Annotated in this window: 18 protein-coding genes; 14 read left to right on the top strand and 4 right to left on the bottom strand. The window is 47.0% G+C overall.

Annotated features, from left to right (window positions below; genetic code table 11):
* Positions 1–61 precede the first annotated feature (61 nt).
* Positions 62–1,345, top strand: a complete 1,284-nt coding sequence (locus tag DWX33_RS05320) for a phage integrase SAM-like domain-containing protein (RefSeq protein ID WP_122379981.1) — start codon at positions 62–64, stop codon at positions 1,343–1,345.
* 47 nt (positions 1,346–1,392) lie between these two features.
* Here the strand turns inward: DWX33_RS05320 and DWX33_RS05315 are convergent, their stop codons facing one another.
* The 4 genes from DWX33_RS05315 to DWX33_RS05300 form a co-directional block, all read right to left on the bottom strand.
* Entirely contained in the window at positions 1,393–2,052 is a 660-nt protein-coding gene (locus DWX33_RS05315; RefSeq protein ID WP_122379980.1) for a hypothetical protein, read from the bottom strand.
* 193 nt (positions 2,053–2,245) lie between these two features.
* Positions 2,246–2,806: an Ig-like domain-containing protein gene (locus tag DWX33_RS05310; RefSeq protein ID WP_122379979.1), complete on the bottom strand. Its 561-nt coding sequence runs from the start codon at positions 2,804–2,806 to the stop codon at positions 2,246–2,248.
* A 12-nt stretch (positions 2,807–2,818) separates the two neighbouring features.
* Entirely contained in the window at positions 2,819–3,691 is an 873-nt protein-coding gene (locus DWX33_RS05305; protein WP_233570127.1) for an Ig-like domain-containing protein, read from the bottom strand.
* Positions 3,692–3,782: 91 nt separating this feature from the next.
* Positions 3,783–4,274: a S24 family peptidase gene (locus tag DWX33_RS05300; RefSeq protein ID WP_122380049.1), complete on the bottom strand. Its 492-nt coding sequence runs from the start codon at positions 4,272–4,274 to the stop codon at positions 3,783–3,785.
* 553 nt (positions 4,275–4,827) lie between these two features.
* Between DWX33_RS05300 and DWX33_RS05295 the strand changes: the two genes are divergently transcribed.
* The 13 genes from DWX33_RS05295 to DWX33_RS05240 all read left to right on the top strand — a co-directional run bounded on the left by DWX33_RS05295 (position 4,828) and on the right by DWX33_RS05240 (position 16,189).
* Positions 4,828–5,619, top strand: a complete 792-nt coding sequence (locus tag DWX33_RS05295) for a Rha family transcriptional regulator (RefSeq protein ID WP_122379977.1) — start codon at positions 4,828–4,830, stop codon at positions 5,617–5,619.
* A 4-nt stretch (positions 5,620–5,623) separates the two neighbouring features.
* Positions 5,624–5,968 (top strand): Rha family transcriptional regulator, encoded by a 345-nt coding sequence (locus tag DWX33_RS05290; RefSeq protein WP_122379976.1) that lies wholly within the window; start codon positions 5,624–5,626, stop codon positions 5,966–5,968.
* A 3-nt stretch (positions 5,969–5,971) separates the two neighbouring features.
* Positions 5,972–6,376 carry a hypothetical protein gene (locus tag DWX33_RS05285; RefSeq protein WP_233570126.1) on the top strand — a complete coding sequence of 135 codons (405 nt, stop codon included), beginning with the start codon at positions 5,972–5,974 and terminating at the stop codon, positions 6,374–6,376.
* Positions 6,377–6,395: 19 nt separating this feature from the next.
* The gene (locus tag DWX33_RS05280; RefSeq protein WP_122379975.1) at positions 6,396–6,632 is read left to right on the top strand and encodes a hypothetical protein; all 237 of its coding nucleotides are present in this window, start codon (positions 6,396–6,398) and stop codon (positions 6,630–6,632) included.
* Positions 6,623–6,832 (top strand): hypothetical protein, encoded by a 210-nt coding sequence (locus DWX33_RS22280; RefSeq protein WP_147425495.1) that lies wholly within the window; start codon positions 6,623–6,625, stop codon positions 6,830–6,832. The genes DWX33_RS05280 and DWX33_RS22280 overlap by 10 nt, the downstream gene beginning before the upstream one ends.
* A 237-nt stretch (positions 6,833–7,069) precedes the next feature.
* The gene (locus DWX33_RS05275; RefSeq protein WP_199713272.1) at positions 7,070–7,396 is read left to right on the top strand and encodes a hypothetical protein; all 327 of its coding nucleotides are present in this window, start codon (positions 7,070–7,072) and stop codon (positions 7,394–7,396) included.
* Between the two features lie 10 nt (positions 7,397–7,406).
* Positions 7,407–7,808, top strand: a complete 402-nt coding sequence (locus DWX33_RS05270; RefSeq protein WP_147425493.1) for a hypothetical protein — start codon at positions 7,407–7,409, stop codon at positions 7,806–7,808.
* Positions 7,805–8,965, top strand: coding sequence for a DUF2800 domain-containing protein (locus DWX33_RS05265; RefSeq protein ID WP_199713270.1), 1,161 nt, complete (start codon positions 7,805–7,807; stop codon positions 8,963–8,965). The genes DWX33_RS05270 and DWX33_RS05265 overlap by 4 nt, the downstream gene beginning before the upstream one ends.
* A 14-nt stretch (positions 8,966–8,979) precedes the next feature.
* Positions 8,980–9,570, top strand: a complete 591-nt coding sequence (locus tag DWX33_RS05260) for a DUF2815 family protein (RefSeq protein ID WP_122379971.1) — start codon at positions 8,980–8,982, stop codon at positions 9,568–9,570.
* A 101-nt stretch (positions 9,571–9,671) separates the two neighbouring features.
* Positions 9,672–11,999, top strand: coding sequence for a DNA polymerase (locus DWX33_RS05255; RefSeq protein ID WP_199713268.1), 2,328 nt, complete (start codon positions 9,672–9,674; stop codon positions 11,997–11,999).
* Between the two features lie 4 nt (positions 12,000–12,003).
* The gene (locus DWX33_RS05250; protein WP_122379970.1) at positions 12,004–12,222 is read left to right on the top strand and encodes a hypothetical protein; all 219 of its coding nucleotides are present in this window, start codon (positions 12,004–12,006) and stop codon (positions 12,220–12,222) included.
* 3 nt (positions 12,223–12,225) lie between these two features.
* Positions 12,226–13,611, top strand: a complete 1,386-nt coding sequence (locus tag DWX33_RS05245) for an ATP-dependent RecD-like DNA helicase (protein ID WP_122379969.1) — start codon at positions 12,226–12,228, stop codon at positions 13,609–13,611.
* A gap of 136 nt (positions 13,612–13,747) precedes the next feature.
* A complete protein-coding gene (locus tag DWX33_RS05240) occupies positions 13,748–16,189 on the top strand; it encodes a virulence-associated E family protein (protein WP_122379968.1) in 2,442 nt (813 codons plus the stop codon).
* Positions 16,190–16,404: the final 215 nt, after the last annotated feature.

Here is a 16,404-nt window from a genome sequence, read left to right as displayed (position 1 = left end):
ATCGTAGAATACGTTCAATTTTCTAGTATTTTACTTTGTGTTTTACAAATGTTTTACAAAAATGGCGACAATAACATGGGCGGTGCTGAAGCATCACAAGAAAGCGGATGGGACTTACAACCCTAAAGTGAGAGTCACGCATAATCGGAGCGTCTCGTATATGTCGACGGATATATACACTCAATTCGTGAAATTTAAGAGGGGATCCTCCATGGGGGTGATAACGGATGGCGATATTATGGATTGCTTGAATGACATTGTCCGCTCAATCCGGCAGATCGTGAACACCAATCCCGTGGCCGTGGAGCAAATGGAAACGGCCAAGGAATTGGCCGGATTCATCGAGCGTTATAAAAAACGGCAGAATCTAGATATCGATTACATCGTTTTCGCCACCTCCTTTTTGGAAACCTTACCAAAGAGAGGAACGGAGAGTTCCTACAAAACGGCGATTAACGTGCTTCGGTATTATATGAGGGAGATAAGCGGCGATGAGAAATTGCCGATAAAGTCTTTCACGGCGAAATTCTTGATGAGGTTCGAGTCATGGCTTAGGACTGAGAGGATTGTCGCGATAAGAGGGAAGAAGCGTACGCTCCCCCCCATGAGCGATAACGGGATCTCGCACTACATGGATCACCTGAAACACGTGTTCAATCGTTTGAAGGCCGCTTATAATGACTATGAGCTAGGAGACATCCTGATAAAGGCGGAACCTTTCAAGGTGTATTCGGCCCCTAAGCTGAGACCCACGAAGAAAAGGGCGATATCGAGGGAGGAGATTCTGAGGATCTATAATTATGTCCCAAAGAAATCCAATACCGTCGTGGCGCTGGCTCGTGACTTGTTCATCTTCTCTTTCATGGCGGCGGGGATGAACGCCGTTGACATGTATAATTGCCCGGCCCCGAGTTCCGGGAGAATCGAGTATTACCGATCCAAGACCGCAGACCGGAAGACTACGGGTGACGCTTTCATGTCGATATCCATAACCGGTTATTTGCGGTCTGTGATCGATAAGTATGGTGACTTGACAGGGAAACGTTTGTTTCGTTTCGCGGACAAGTACGTGAACCATTATCGGTTGAACGTGGCCTTATGTAGGGGGCTGAAAGTGATAGGGGAGGAGACAGGAATAGAGAACCTGCAATTTTATTGCGCTAGGCATAGCTTCGCCACGATCGCCCGGAACGACTGCGGTGTAGGAATGGACGATATAGCCTTGTGCTTGACCCACGCTTCTTTTTACAGGGTGACGGACACGTATGTTAAGCCGGACTTTAGTAGGGTGGACAGGGTTATAGAGAAGGTCGTGGATCATGTATTCAAGGAAGATAGAGTATAGCAAGAACATCCCTATCCGTATCTAGAATTGATAGGCAAAGGAATTCATTATTTTAATTTGAATTCTTGTTTTTTCTTTACGCATATAGCCCTTAATCTAGAGATGAGTAAGTACCATTTCTCGATATTTTCATTGTCATTCCATTTTGTATTAAACATTATTTGTGTATTTATGTTTTCGGGGATAGGGTTTGTATCGATGAAATATAGAACTTCTTCTATGACTGATATTAAATCTTGATCATATTCTATGGCACTTATTTGGGCTTTAAGTTTGTTTATGTTTGTGATAAATATATATCTTTTATTTTCTTCGTATATGAAATCGGGTAGAGTGATGTTGATAGTCGTATCTTTATATGCGATAGTATCCCTTCTTACTACCGTGTTGTTGGAATCAATATACACTATTGCTTTTGCAAGTACACCTCCATCTTTAAAGACGAAAGGCTTTGTGATTAATGTGAATTCATTTGTCATATTTAAAATTCGATTGATGACAGGAAGTTGCTCTTTGTAAATCTCTTTCCTTAATTCAAATTCTACTTGCGATTTAGTGTTCCCGTAGAAGAATATTTGACTGATGAGGATTGTGACTACAGATCCTATAATTGCGGATATTGTCGGAATAAGTATTTCTTTATAGAGAGTTTTTTCCTTTTGATAATGTTGTTGATTTGTGTTTTTATTATGCCTATATTTCGTCATGTCTTATTATTTTAATCGCCAAAATTCTAGAATGAAATTATAAATACAATATAAGTAAATTTCCCAAATACCATGTTCTGTAGTTGAGAACTTGTAGCATTTGTAAATTGCTTCTCATCGCCCTACGCGCTTGCCTGTGTCTGTGGGGCCATGAATTAGTTGATTATGATTTTCTCTTTATTATCCGCGCAATTTATTGTATTCGAGTCAATGAGATTAGTTCCTTCGCTTTTCCTGTGTCCTCGATTTTAATCGATCGTGAGGATTTATTACCGTATTTTTGATAAGTCTTAAATGTACGGCCGTTATATTCCATTTCCCAGAAAAAGCCCGGCTCATAAACAGAATTGAATCTACCACTTAACGCTATTGTTTGTCCGGGTTTTAACTCATTTCCTAACAGGGATTTATCCGAGGTCTCTGCCACGGTTTTGAACGTGTTGGTATCGATGACGTAAAACCTCGTAAGCTTTACGGTTTGTGAACTGTTGTTCTTGATCGCACATGTGATTGATCCTGTATAAAACCCATTTATTATCGCCAAGGAAGAAGAGGGGAAATAGATTTCCATCATTTGATCTATATCAACAGCATAAACATTACACGTAGCTGTATGACCATCTTCGGTCGTGGCGGTAATGACCGTAGACCCACTAGTATTGCCTCTCACCAGCCCATTCTCGTCAATAGGTGCGACGGTCGTATTAGAGGAACTCCATTTTATTTTTGTGTCCCTTGCGCCCTCGGGCAAGATGGTAACACTTAGTTACCTTTGTCCCCCTATTTCTACATTGTAAGAGTAAGTATCGAACGTAATGCTCTCCACGGGCACGGGCTTTACCGTAATCTCGCATGTCGCCTCGAGTCCACCGTCCTCGGAGGTCGCTTTTATAACGCATTTACCTAGGCTAACGGCTTTCACGTTGCCGTCAATATCCACGATCGCTATGTTCTCGTCGGAAGATTTCCATTTGATGTTTTTATTGGTAGCGTAAACCGGGATGAATACAGGAGTCAACTTAAGTGTTTCGCCAAGAGTCATTTCTTTTTCTTTCTCATCAAATTCCAATTTCTCTAGTTTGGATGGATTGACCTTTACTTTGCAGTAAGCCGTTTTTCCGGATAGGGATACGGATATAGTGGCTTCGCCGGATCCCACCGCTGTCACTGTCACTTTCGTGGCGGTCTTTCCGTCGCCGGATAGTTGGGCAATGGACTCGTTACTTGATTTCCATACGATCTCTTTTGTGTCTGCGTTGTTTGGTGATATACTGCATATCAGATCTTTTGACTCTCCGGGATTTAGGGTGATCTCATTGGAGTCGAGTTTTACCCCCTGTGCGCTTATGGGGTTGACGGTTATGTCACATGTAGCCTCGATATTCGTTCCTGTGTCCGGGTTAGTTATATTGGCGAAGATCCTCACTTTGATCTGTCCTTTCGCCTTAGCCGTAAATAATCCGTCTTGGGTTATCGATCCAATTCTGGAATCGCCCGTACATTCCCATTCCAGTTCCGGAGCTTTTGCGCTTGAGGGCAAATAGGAAGTTTTGAATTGGTACGTGTCCCCAATCTTGATTTCAAGCGTAGTCTTGTCCAAGGATACATTGGTCACGATCGGACGTTCGATCTCTTTCATACATGAGGATAATATCGTAAGAAGACAAAGAATAGGCAAAATTTTACTCATGATTATTTTGTTTAGATTAATACTAGTGTTTGTTGATATGCTACATTCTCAATAGCCCAACCACAAGGCTCATGGAGTAGATCTCATCTTTCTCCATGGAGAAATCGGGGTACTCGGGGTTGTACGATACGCACCGGATCTTATCCCCGTCCTCATATACCCTTTTTATGACGATGCCTTGCGCCGTGTCCATCACGTGTACCTTTCCCCACTGGATGAAGCTCGTGCTGTCCACCCGCTTGCATGCTACCTCATCGCCACCCTCGTATTTAGGCTCCATGCTGTTGCCTTTTATGATGATGGTGAAATCGTAATCCGGGAAAGCCGTGATACGGGGTATTTGCTCGCATTGCTCGGCCATTATCCCTTCAACGGCGCTGGTAAGAGCGCCTGCGGCGGCTGCGTAAGGGATGCGTGGACGAGTATCTTTGGATTCAACTTCAAGTATGGTCTGCGCTAATTTTCGTGCTTCATCTGGTATGTTAATAGGATCTTCTTTTATGAGTTGTTCGAAATTTTTAAGCTGTTTCATTAAATCCGTTTTATTTACGTCAAAGTATAAATTACTGCCGAATAAAAGCCATTGCGTATCTAAATCTGGAAATATAGAGGCGATTTTCTCTATTTTAGATGGCGGTATAGATTTAGATATATTTTTCACGTACCCATTACTCACACCTATTTGTCTCTCAAATTCAGCTGTTGTGAGATTTTTACGTTTTATGAATTCTAAAAGTCTCTCTTTTATATTACTCATAGCTAGATATTTAACGTTATTTAATGGAGAATTGCTCTATTATTATTGTTTTATTAGAGAAATTCTCCAATCTTTGCATCGTGATACAACACAAACGGGTATAAAAATGCCTGTCACGACTAAGAGCCGTAATTCATACACCTTCATTGGCAAATATAGTGACAGTCATTGACCTACCCAAGGAAATCCTAAAAAATCTTTAGGAAATCATCATACGGTTTCGTGGAAGTTACCGTGGTAAGAAATTTTAAAAGCTCTATTCGAGTAACCGGTGCTAACTTCCACTTTAGACACCGGCGAAAGGATGGGGCTTTAACTTTTTAAGGATATGGAAACATTAGTTTTTAAAGGAAATGAAGGACAGGCTTTAACAAGTAGCCTGTTAGTAGCTGAAAAGTTCGGTAAAGAACATAAGCATGTTTTATTCTCTATTCGAGAGTTAATTAAGGGGTGTGCCGAAAATTCGGCTGACCCCATGTTCGTCGAAACAACATTTACCAATGAACAGAACGGACAGCAATATCCGATGTTTGTAATGAACCGTGACGGTTTTACTCTCTTAGCAATGGGTTTCACCGGAGACAAGGCACTAAAGTTCAAACTGGATTATATCGCAGCATTCAACCAAATGGAAAAAGCCTTGAAAGAGGGTAAGGCGTTATCTGAGCCAAAAAAGCCGAAATCGGTCTCTCCGCGTACGATCCAACTCATGAAGTTAGATACGGCCAATTGGTTAATGAAAAATCTGAATTATAGCGATACCGCTAAATTGGCGTTGGCTAAAGCTATAGCCGAGCCCTTGGAACTCCCCATCCCTGTTTACGCGAAATCGAAAGGAGTTATTCATTCGGCGACAGATAGACTATCAGAAAGGAATATACCGCTGTCCGCTATGAAGTTCAATCAAATGATGGTTGGCGCCGGTATGCTAAAACGGGAATCCCGCTACTCTCGAAGTAAAGGTAAGGTTGTTACGTGGCCGGTACTGGTAGGAGAAGGCTTAAATTATGGGGAGAATGGTGCGCATCCTGATAACCCACGACAAACTCAACCTTCTTATTATGACGATAAATTTGATGAGTTGTTGAGACGGTTAGGTATTAACACCGAAAATAATTGAGGTTATGGATGCACTAGTATTAAAGAATGGGATGATGAGTTCTCTGGAAATAGCCGAACTCACAGGCAAACAGCATAAACATGTAATGGAGTCAATCAGGATCATGGAACCAGCGTGGATGAAAATTAACGGGTCGAAATTTCGGCTCGTTGAATACAGGGACGCAAAAGGCGAAATGGGTCCAATGTATCCAATGTATCAACTAACAAGACCAGAATACCTATATGTCGCTACAAAATTTAACGACGAGGCTTGCGCAAAACTGGTTCTCCGCTGGGGATCCGTCAAGGTGTATCCAGACGAGATACTGGATGAGGTTTTCGCAAACGAGAATAAGAGAAAGGGCTGACCTATGGATACCATGATAAAGAGCGACAATCCCTTGGCGTCACTTCTCCGACAAGCCTTGGATCTCACGGAGAACACCACGGGTATCCCGGTGGATATCGATTACGAGGCGATCTCGAGGGCGGCGATCAAGGCCGCGCGGGAGGAGCGGGACAGGATATTCTCGGATCCAAAGGTGCTTGTCACGCAGAACGAGGCGCATAACATCTATGGCAAGTCGGTGATCACGGCTTTGTTGAGGCGTGGCAAGCTCCAGCCTTACAAGTTTGACATGACGGAGGCATACGACAAGAGCGGCGATCTCGTGAAAAGGGCCAAGGGGGTGGTTTATTACCGGGTGGCAGAGATAGACAACGCCATCGAGGAGGCGAACGTCCTCAAGGGAATCCGGAGGATAGGTATAAGGTAACAACATAAGTCAATTTGATATGGACATGAACACTATCAGTCAAAACACGATCCTCGGCCTGCTGTTGGCGGGTACCGTCGTGGCCTTCTGCATGGCGGCGAGGGAGGATTACAACATGGATGTATTGGACACGATCCCCGACGAGGTTTATGACGAGATCGTCTCGAACCTCGGTGAGGGATGTAGCGACGGCGATATCGTCGATGAGTACATGGGGAACAAGGAACATTATGACAGCCTGTACGTATGGAGATAACGACGAGGTTGGCGATCACGCCATTGGGGAAGACCCTGTCATGCCAAGATATGACATTGAGGGTAATGAGGGCCTCTAACGGGTGCAAGGGATGCGCTTTCGATAACGGGGAAGGGGCGAGGTCCTGCCCGCGTAGCGTATCGTGCATGGCCCACCTAAGACCTGACAAGGAACCTGTAAAGTTTGTAATGATGGATTAAGAACGACGGAGGCGGGCACGCCGGGTAAAGTTTGGCGACCGGACCGGCATGTACGTCTCCATAAGAAGAAAGGACAAAGATATGGAAAATTATTCAAGAACATCAATGTTGATACCCTTCTCGGAGTATCAAAAGAAGGTAGGTGAAAAAAAGGAAAGTGATAACACGCATATTCCCGATGGGGGGGTACCAAGGTGCGTCATAGGAGAAACATATCCCGATTTATACTCCCAAGCCATGTATATAGAACGTGACATGGAAAAAGTGAGGGGAGAAATTACGGGATTGATAAAGGGTCTATTCGATGATATGGGGGATGAGGCCGTGAGTATAGCGATTGACTCGATATACGATTTTACGGCAAGGCATCTGGGGATAGGCGATAATATCTCGGATTTGAGCGAGAATTGTGATCTCACATGGGAGGGATTGAGGAATCTTGAGAACGGGATCTATTGCCGGGGAGAACTGGCGAAAACGATGTTGTCCCTCTATTTGAAAAATTCCCGATTGAGGAATCTGAGACATGACATGAAATTAACGGAACAGAATGTATTACTATAAAATCGGTATTATGGAATTTAAAGGAACGATTATTCTTGACGCCAGCCCGGCGTTATTGGGCGCTATTAACCGGATCGCGGATATATTCTCCGTAGATAAAGTAACGATACCCCAAAGTCCAAGAGTCACGCTTGACCAAGCCGGTACCCTGGCGGTCGCTGAGGATGCTAGGCGAGAGGAGGCTTCTGTACCCGGCGTGGTAACACAGACCGGGCCAGCCCCGCGAACGGGAATGGCGGAGGAGGCTCCGGTAGTAAAGTATACCAAGGAGCAAGTGAAAGCCGCCGCCGCCGCGAAGAGGGAGAAGCGCGACGACATGAAAAAGATCTTGGATGAGATGGGGGCTAAAAGTATTCCAGCCCTATCCGAGGATCAGTACGAGGAATTCATGCGAAAAATATCCGTATTATGAGCCATGCCATTTTATCCCCCTCAAGCGCCAGCCGTTGGTTGGCCTGTACGCCGTCGGCCCGTCTGGAGGAGCGATTCCCCGATAGTACCAGCGATTTCGCGAAGGAGGGCTCTTTGGCCCATGAGTTCGGGGAAACGATCCTGCTCCATCTTAGCAAGGGGCTGAGGACGCCGGCCTATTCAAAGAAAATGGGTGCCTTGGAGAAAAGCGAGCATTACACGGCCGACCTGCGGGTCCATGCCGAGAGCTACGCCACTTTTGTGTGGGAGAAGTATCAGGCCGCTCGGAAACGGGACAAACAGGCCGTATTGCGTATCGAGGAAAAGATCGACATTACGGCCTATGTCCCGGAGGGTTTCGGCACCGGCGACGCTATCGTCATAGCGGAGGGGGTGCTGGAGATCGTGGACTTGAAATTCGGCAAAGGGGTCCGTGTCTCCGCTGATCACAACAAGCAGATGATGCTGTACGCCTTGGGGGCCTTGGATATGTTCAATTTTATCTACGACATCCACACCGTCCGTATGACGATCTACCAACCTAGGTTAGATAACGTCTCAGAGTGGGAGATATCGACCGAGGATCTGGAACTATGGGGCGCAAACGAGTTGAGACCGTTGGCAAAGAAAGCCTTTGCCGGGGAAGGGGAGTATATAGCCGGCACGCATTGTAAGTTCTGTAAGGCGAAGGCGCAATGTAAGGCCCTCTCCGCTTATCATATGGGTCTGGCTAAATACGACTTTCAGGATGCCGCTTTGCTGGCATCTTCTGATATCGCCGATATCTTATCACAAGCGGATCAATTTAAGTCTTGGATCGCCTCGGTTGAGGAATACGCCTTGAGGGCCGCCCTCGATGGAGAGAATTTCCCCGGCTTCAAACTGGTGGAGGGACGAAGCGTACGCCGGTATTCGGATGAGGGGAAGATCGCCGAGGTGCTTACGAGCAATGGCTTTGGGGAGGATCTGATCTATGATAAGAAACTGAAGACTATCACGGCGATGGAAAAACTGGTGACGAAAAAAACGTTCAACGCCCTTTGCGGAGATCTGCTTGTAAAACCGGAGGGCAAGCCGACCCTTGTACAGAACATAGACCCTCGGCCGGTATATAATTCCGCTGGGAATGATTTCGCAAACATCAATATTAACGATTAAAAAAGTTTACAATTATGGCAAATGAGAATGTGACAACAAAAGTAGTGATCCCTTGTCGTTTTTCTTACGTACATGTGTGGGAGGCCGCTTCCATCGGGGATGACGGAGATAAGAAATTCAGCGTATCGTGCATTATCCCGAAATCGGATAAAACTACAACCGATAAGGTGAAAGAGGCTATTAAGGCGGCCTACACCTCCGGGATCACATCCAAGTTCAATGGCAAGAAGCCCGCGAGTTGGAAGAATCCACTTCGTGACGGCGATACCGATCGCACGGAGGATGACGCCTATCAAAATTCCTTTTTCATAAATGCCTCCGCTAAAACCCGTCCCGGGGTGGTGGATAAGGCGAGGCAACCGATAACCGACCAAGAGGAATTTTATTCCGGTTGTTACGGGTACGTCTCTATCAATTTTTATCCGTTCAATGCGAAGGGTAATGTCGGGGTTGCGGCGGGACTTAACAATGTCATGAAAGTAAAGGATGGCGAGTCTTTAGGAGGCCGGGTCTCAGCCGATGCCGATTTTGCCGAAGTCGATATGGCCGATGCCCCGTTCCCGATGGGGGATGACTCTGAGCCAACGGACATTTTCGGGGACTGACATCTTTTCCTGTTTACCCGATTAACAAGGGACCCGAGCCAATGACTTGAAGGCGTCCCGGGGTTTGATTCCCCGGGCGGGCACTAATTAAAATAAGTATCATGAGACATATTAAAAGTATAACCTCCGAGATCGTTGACCTATATTTCCCGCCTTTAGGGGACGGGATAAAAGCCGGTTACATAAGAACGGTAGATATTCTATCTCGGTTTATTCGAGACACGGTAGAGGAAGAGAGCCGGACCGTATTAAAGGATATATCTGAGGAGCTATACGAGGAGATCCGCCAGGTCTCTCTAAGCTCGTATTGCTTTGATGTATCCGGGATCCGGAAATCCGAATTCAGGCCGGGCGGGGGGGGATGGATCCCGTACACCGAGTATGGGATATCTTTTCACAGAAATTTCGCACGTATGTGGAATGACATGATAAAAGAAGCGGCCAAGGAACGAAGGGAGACCCCTGCCTCGTTTAAAGTCTTATCGATCGATATAGAAACATACGGTAGCAATGATATATCGAGTTGCGGGGTATATAAATATGCGGAGGCGAAAGACTTTACTATCTTGCTTTTCGCTTATTCCTGTGACTACGGGCCGGTAGAGATCGTAGACTTGGTCTCAGGGGAAAAATTACCGGAACACATATATAGGGCCTTGTCCGACCCAAAAGTATTGAAAACCGCATTTAATGCAACGTTTGAGCGGATATGTCTATCTCGGTATCTCGGCCTGTATCTAAGCTCTGACCAGTGGGAGTGCACGATGGTTCGTAGCGCGATGCTGGGGCTCCCCTTATCCCTCGCCGCCGTCGGTGAGGTGCTCCGGTTGGAAGATCAAAAGATGAATGAGGGGAAGGCGCTGATCCGCTATTTCTCTTTGCCTTGCAAGCCGACAACAACGAACGGGATGCGGACCCGTAATTTACCGGAACATGCCCCGGAGAAATGGGATCTCTTCAAGAAATATTGCAAGCGTGACGTGGAGGTGGAGAACGCCATCCGGCGGAAAACGACAGCGTTTAAAATCCCCCCATTTGAAAAAGAACTTTACGATATAGATCAGCGGATCAATGATCGAGGCGTGATGCTTGATATGCGTATGGTGCGTAATGCGATCCGGATGAGCCTTGTTTACAACGGGCGTCTTTCGGTCGAGGCCGCGGAGTTGACAGGGCTGGATAACCCGAATAGCGTAGCTCAATTAAAGACATGGCTGGAACAGGAAACAGGGAACGAGGTAAAATCCCTTAATAAAAAGGATATGCCCGATATCATGGGATCGTGTGACGCCTCACATGTCCAGCGCCTTTTGGCTATCCGTCAGGAGCTCGGTAAAACCTCGGTAAAGAAATATGAGGCGATGGATAAAACCGTTTGCGAGGATGACCGGGTCAGGGGATTAACCCAGTTTTATGGGGCAGCTCGCACAGGGCGATGGGCGGGAAGGTTGGTGCAGGTCCAAAACCTGCCCCAGAACCATATTCCGGATCTTGACCTAGCCCGGTCACTGGTCCTCGATGGAGATTTGGATATGCTTGAGATATGTTACGGTAATGTCCCGGATACTCTCTCCCAACTTATCCGTACCGCTTTCATCGCTAAACCCGGGCATACGTTTATAGTGGCCGACTTTTCCGCTATCGAGGCCCGTGTTATCGCTTGGCTGGCAGGGGAGGCTTGGCGTATGGAGGTATTCCGGACGCACGGTAAGATATATGAGGCCTCTGCCGGTATGATGTTCCGTATTCCCGTCGAATCGATCACGAAGACGGATCCACGTCGGCAAAAAGGCAAAATAGCTGAGTTGGCTCTAGGTTATCAAGGTGGGGTTGGCGCTATGAGGACGATGGGCGGTGAGAAAATGGGGCTATCCGAGGAAGAGATGAAAGAGATCGTAAGCCATTGGCGTACCGCTAATCCCGCTATCGTAAATCTTTGGGACGAGGTACAGGCGGCGGCGATGGGGTCTATATCCAATAGGGAAACAGTGATCAAAAAAGGAATAAGATTTCGTTCGGAACTGGGTGCGATGACTGTACAACTACCCTCAGGGCGAAAGCTCTTTTATCCCCGTGCCCGGTTGGAGATTAGGGATAAGTTTGGCAGGAAATCAAAAACGATCGTATATGAGGGGCAGAACCAAACGACCCGGAAATGGGAGGAGCAGGAGACATATGGCGGTAAACTGGTAGAGAACATCGTGCAAGGTATCGCCCGGGATTGCTTGGCCGTGACAATGGCCCGATTGGAGAAGATGGGTTATCCTATCGTTTTCCACGTGCATGACGAGGTCATACTTGAGGTCCCGGATGACGGGACTAAAACACTGGCCGAGGTCTGCGGGGTCTTTAAAAAGCCGATTGCTTGGGCGGAGGGTTTACCCCTTAAAGGTGATGGATATATAACTAACTACTATAAAAAGGATTAAGAATATGGGAACACATGAATTTGTACAAAGAAGAGACAGTATTCTATCGGTATTTAATCAGTCACGTAATGAGTTGATTGCGCTGAATGCGGAGATCGATAAAGCGGTGGAGTCAAATATGAAGGAGTTTGAACGCATCCGGATTGAAAATGAGTCCTTGCTGGAACTGAAGGGCAGTAACCAAAAAGTCTTGAGGTTCTTTGGTAAAATCTTTAATAGATAGAGTATGAGAAACGAAAATCTGACCCCCGAAATGAGAGAGGCGTTTCGGGTTATAGAAGAAACTAAAGAAAACGTGTATATCACGGGCAAGGCGGGAACCGGTAAGACTACTTTCCTGAAGTACCTGGTCGAGCACACGGGTAAGCGTTGCGCCGTCGTGGCCCCTACCGGGATCGCGGCGGTAAACGCCGGGGGAGTGACGATGCACAGCATGTTTTGCCTTCCTTTCCATCCTTACAGGCCGAGGATAGAGGGTGGCGTGACCCGTGACAACATGGACAGGTACAGGCTGAGCCCGGAGAAGATATCCGTGTTGTGGCATCTGGACCTCCTTATCATAGACGAGGTAAGCATGGTGCGGGCCGATACGCTCGATGCCGTGAACGACGTATTATGCCATTACCGAGGTCGTAACAAGCCGTTCGGGGGCGTGCAGGTGGTGATGTTCGGGGACTTGTTCCAGTTGCCGCCCGTGACTAAGGGTGAGGATTGGGATGTGCTGCGTGAGGTGTATGACTCGCCGTATTTCTTCGATGCCAAGGCGTTTTCCCTGACAGGGTTCCACGTGGTGGAGTTGGACACCGTATTCCGGCAGAGGGATCCGGTATTCATGGGATTGCTCAACCGTATCCGGGAGTACCAGACTACGGGCGAGGACATGGATAGCCTGTTCTCCCTTTACGATCCGGACTACGAGGATCCGGAGGGCAAGGCGATCACGCTTTGCACGCATAAGGCGGACGCTGAGGCCATCAACGCGAACAAGCTCTTCGAGCTGGACGGCGAGGGGAGGATCTACCGTGCGGATATAGACGGGGAGTTCCCGCTAGGCTCCATTCCCTGCGATAACAGGTTGTCGTTGAAACCCGGAGCGAGGGTGATGTTCCTCGTTAACGATACGATGGGGCTTTATTGTAACGGTACTCTCGGGAACGTGTTGAGGCTGTATCCGGACAAGGTGGTCGTCAAGACCGATGACGGGAACGAGATCGAGGTCATCCGCCACAAGTGGATGAATAACAAGTATCGTTATGACCGGGACTCAGGTATGATGAGGGGCGAGGAGGTGGGTGGTTGCGTACAGCTCCCGCTACGGTTGGCGTGGGCGATCACCATTCACAAGAGCCAAGGCTTGACATTTGACGGCGCTGTCATTGACGCTGGCAGGGCTTTCACGTCCGGACAGGTTTACGTAGCCCTAAGCCGCTGCCGGGACATGGGAGGTATCCATCTCCTGTCTCCGATCACGAGAGGGACGATCATGGTGAACGAGGTGTTGCTCGCATTCATCCGGTCTTATAAAGATTCTATGTACTATGGGAAAGTGACTGATGCGAGAGCCAGCATCGTCATAGATGGCTCGTTTGAGTCTAGACCTAAGAATGACTAAACCATGGAACGAAAAATAAGATGCCATGGTCACCGGTGCCCGGATGAAGCGAAATGCCCTTTATACACCTCGGGGCGTGTGGAGGGCGATAGCGGGGAGGGAAATAGCAATATTGATTGTGAGATAAAAAATTACTATGCAAATAAAGTACGACAATGAGATAGCGATCGCCCTAGGTAAAAGCAGGAAGGAGATGCGGTGGAAGAACAGGGATATTATGTGGTCTTTGTTTATCCAGAAGTTATCCGAGACGCATAAGACACACGAGACGTTGGCCGAGTACCTAAAGTCGGATAAGAGCCGCCAAGACGAGATTAAGGATATCGGCGGTTTCGTAGGGGGGACCTTGTCCGAGGGCCGGCGCCGGGCGGACTCCGTATTAAGCCGTAGCGTGATCACGCTTGATGTCGATAACGCCTCACGTGATTTCTGGGATGACTTTGTCATGTACTATGATAACGCCGCGGTGGTATACTCGACCCACAAGCATTCACCGGAGAAACCCCGTTTGAGGTTGGCGGTCCCTTTGGATCGCCCGGTCACGCCCGATGAGTATGTTCCCATCGCCCGGCGGATCGCCGGGAATTTGGGTATCGATCAATTTGATGACACGACATATGAGCCCGAGCGGCTCATGTACTGGCCATCGACCCCGAAAGATATCGAGTACTATTTCCAGTGTCAGGACGGGCCTTGGCTGTCCGCCGATGAGGTACTGGCTACTTATCATAACTGGAAGGACGCTACCGAGTGGCCGGTGTCCGATCGGCAAGGCGATATGATCCGGAGAGATATAAGGAAACAGGCGGATCCCCTGGAGAAAACCGGCATTGTCGGGGTGTTCTGCCGGACATACGGGATACATAGGGCTATCGAGACGTTCCTTCCCGATGTCTACGAGGCTTGCGACGTGGATAACCGCTATACGTACAGGAACGGGAGCACGGCGGCTGGACTGATCGTTTACGATGATAAATTCGCTTTTTCCCATCATGGTACGGATCCCACGGGCGGGACGCTGTGTAACGCTTTCGATCTCGTCCGGATACACCTGTTCGGTGACCGTGACGAGAATGTGAAGAAAAATGGGACTCGTATAGATCGATATCCGTCATATCTTGCGATGGAGGAATTAGCATGCAATGACACATCGGTAAAGCGTCTGCTTATGGAAGAGCGCCAAAAAGGGGCAGTTTCTGACTTCGAAGGTGTTGAAACTGGGGATGATACATGGAAAGATTCTCTCAATTGTGATAAGAAGGGGAATATATTGCCGTTAAGGGAAAATATCGTACGTATATTGGAAAATGATCCTGTCGTTGGTAAAGTTGCGGCTGACTTATTTTCCAACCGTAGGGCATTCAATGATATTTTACCCGCTTGGAGGAAAAAAGATGATGTTGACCTTGCTTTCCGGGACGATGATGAATCCAACTTGAGAAGGTATATAGAGTATAAATACGGGTTAGACTCTAAAGGGAAGATCTCGGACGCTTTGGATAGCGTGGCTCGCGCAAACGCATTTCATCCGGTAAAGAATTATCTGGAAGGTCTTACATGGGATGGCGAGAAACGGGTCGAAACGTTTTTCATCGATTATTTGGGAGTGGAAGATTGTGAACTATTTAGGGTGTGTACAAAAAAGGCATTAACGGCTTGCGTGGCCCGTGCACTGGATCCCGGCGTAGAGTTTGACCATACGATAGTGTTGGTCGGTGCGCAGGGGACCGGAAAAAGTAAGATATTGGCAAAGCTGGCTAGAAATCGACGGTGGTTCAACGACAGTCTGGACATAAAAGGAAAAGAAGCTTATGAAGGCGTACGGGGTAAATGGATCATAGAAATAGCCGAATTAGCTGGATTCAGAAAGCAAGATTCGGAAACGATAAAACGTTTTCTTACAGCACCTAGCGATTTCTATCGGGCTTCATATGACCGTTACCCGCAAGATCAGGTCCGGCAATGCGTATTCTTCGGAACAACGAACGATTTAAGTTTTCTACGGGATCCTACCGGCGCACGGCGTTTCTGGCCGATGGAAGTTGACATTGATAAAAAGACAAAAGATCAGTGGACAGACTTGACCCCCGACATTGTAGACCAGATATGGGCGGAAGCGAAACAACTTTATCAGCCCGGACTGAAACTCTGTCTTTCTCCTAGGCTTGAAAAGGAGATGGACATCCGCCGCGGTACATACACAGAGGAAGATGATCGTAAAGGCATAATCCAAAACTATCTGGATACACTATTGCCTGTCGACTGGAAGAGTATGACCATTGATAGACGGAGGGATTATTTAGTGGGTAACGACCCAATACAATCTATCGGAGTAACCCAAAGAAAGTTTGTATGCGTGGCGGAAATATGGTGTGAGTGTCTTGGTGGTCGCCGGGGCGATCTTACACGATCCACTTCAAGAGAGATCATGAACATAATGAGAAGTATTGAGGGATGGGAGTATATTGCCACGCCCAGAATTATACATCCTTATAAAAATCAAAAATACTTTAAAAGAACGGCGGGTGAATTACTACCCACACTCGGTAGTGATGTCGATGGCGATACCATATTCTAACTACCATCAATGGCGATGGTAATGACTTTGTAGAAATTAGGTAGATGGCTCAATATGGTTATTATTATATGATTAGGTATATAATACTACTAAACTACTATAAATATAATATAATAATAAAATATACCTATATACCCTATATACCTTATAATACATATAGGTAAAATAGGTAAAATAGTAAAATACGCTACGCACATGCGTGACGGTTTTTAGTG

The sequence above is a fragment of the Parabacteroides sp. AF19-14 genome (genome assembly GCF_003635485.1).
In the GTDB taxonomy this organism is placed as follows: domain Bacteria; phylum Bacteroidota; class Bacteroidia; order Bacteroidales; family Tannerellaceae; genus Parabacteroides; species Parabacteroides distasonis.
The sequence above is the reverse complement of the archived record's forward strand: the minus strand, read 5'-3'. Positions and strand labels throughout refer to the sequence as shown.

What these genes read in the sequence shown, in the direction of transcription:
- DWX33_RS05320 (WP_122379981.1), top strand. Translation starts at nt 62, where the DNA reads ATGGCGACAATAACATGGGCGGTGCTGAAGCATCACAAGAAAGCGGAT.
- DWX33_RS05315 (WP_122379980.1), bottom strand. Translation starts at nt 2,052, where the DNA reads ATGACGAAATATAGGCATAATAAAAACACAAATCAACAACATTATCAA.
- DWX33_RS05305 (WP_233570127.1), bottom strand. Translation starts at nt 3,691, where the DNA reads ATGAAAGAGATCGAACGTCCGATCGTGACCAATGTATCCTTGGACAAG.
- DWX33_RS05300 (WP_122380049.1), bottom strand. Translation starts at nt 4,274, where the DNA reads ATGAAACAGCTTAAAAATTTCGAACAACTCATAAAAGAAGATCCTATT.
- DWX33_RS05295 (WP_122379977.1), top strand. Translation starts at nt 4,828, where the DNA reads ATGGAAACATTAGTTTTTAAAGGAAATGAAGGACAGGCTTTAACAAGT.
- DWX33_RS05290 (WP_122379976.1), top strand. Translation starts at nt 5,624, where the DNA reads ATGGATGCACTAGTATTAAAGAATGGGATGATGAGTTCTCTGGAAATA.
- DWX33_RS05285 (WP_233570126.1), top strand. Translation starts at nt 5,972, where the DNA reads ATGGATACCATGATAAAGAGCGACAATCCCTTGGCGTCACTTCTCCGA.
- DWX33_RS05280 (WP_122379975.1), top strand. Translation starts at nt 6,396, where the DNA reads ATGGACATGAACACTATCAGTCAAAACACGATCCTCGGCCTGCTGTTG.
- DWX33_RS22280 (WP_147425495.1), top strand. Translation starts at nt 6,623, where the DNA reads ATGGAGATAACGACGAGGTTGGCGATCACGCCATTGGGGAAGACCCTG.
- DWX33_RS05275 (WP_199713272.1), top strand. Translation starts at nt 7,070, where the DNA reads ATGTATATAGAACGTGACATGGAAAAAGTGAGGGGAGAAATTACGGGA.
- DWX33_RS05270 (WP_147425493.1), top strand. Translation starts at nt 7,407, where the DNA reads ATGGAATTTAAAGGAACGATTATTCTTGACGCCAGCCCGGCGTTATTG.
- DWX33_RS05265 (WP_199713270.1), top strand. Translation starts at nt 7,805, where the DNA reads ATGAGCCATGCCATTTTATCCCCCTCAAGCGCCAGCCGTTGGTTGGCC.
- DWX33_RS05260 (WP_122379971.1), top strand. Translation starts at nt 8,980, where the DNA reads ATGGCAAATGAGAATGTGACAACAAAAGTAGTGATCCCTTGTCGTTTT.
- DWX33_RS05255 (WP_199713268.1), top strand. Translation starts at nt 9,672, where the DNA reads ATGAGACATATTAAAAGTATAACCTCCGAGATCGTTGACCTATATTTC.
- DWX33_RS05250 (WP_122379970.1), top strand. Translation starts at nt 12,004, where the DNA reads ATGGGAACACATGAATTTGTACAAAGAAGAGACAGTATTCTATCGGTA.
- DWX33_RS05245 (WP_122379969.1), top strand. Translation starts at nt 12,226, where the DNA reads ATGAGAAACGAAAATCTGACCCCCGAAATGAGAGAGGCGTTTCGGGTT.
- DWX33_RS05240 (WP_122379968.1), top strand. Translation starts at nt 13,748, where the DNA reads ATGCAAATAAAGTACGACAATGAGATAGCGATCGCCCTAGGTAAAAGC.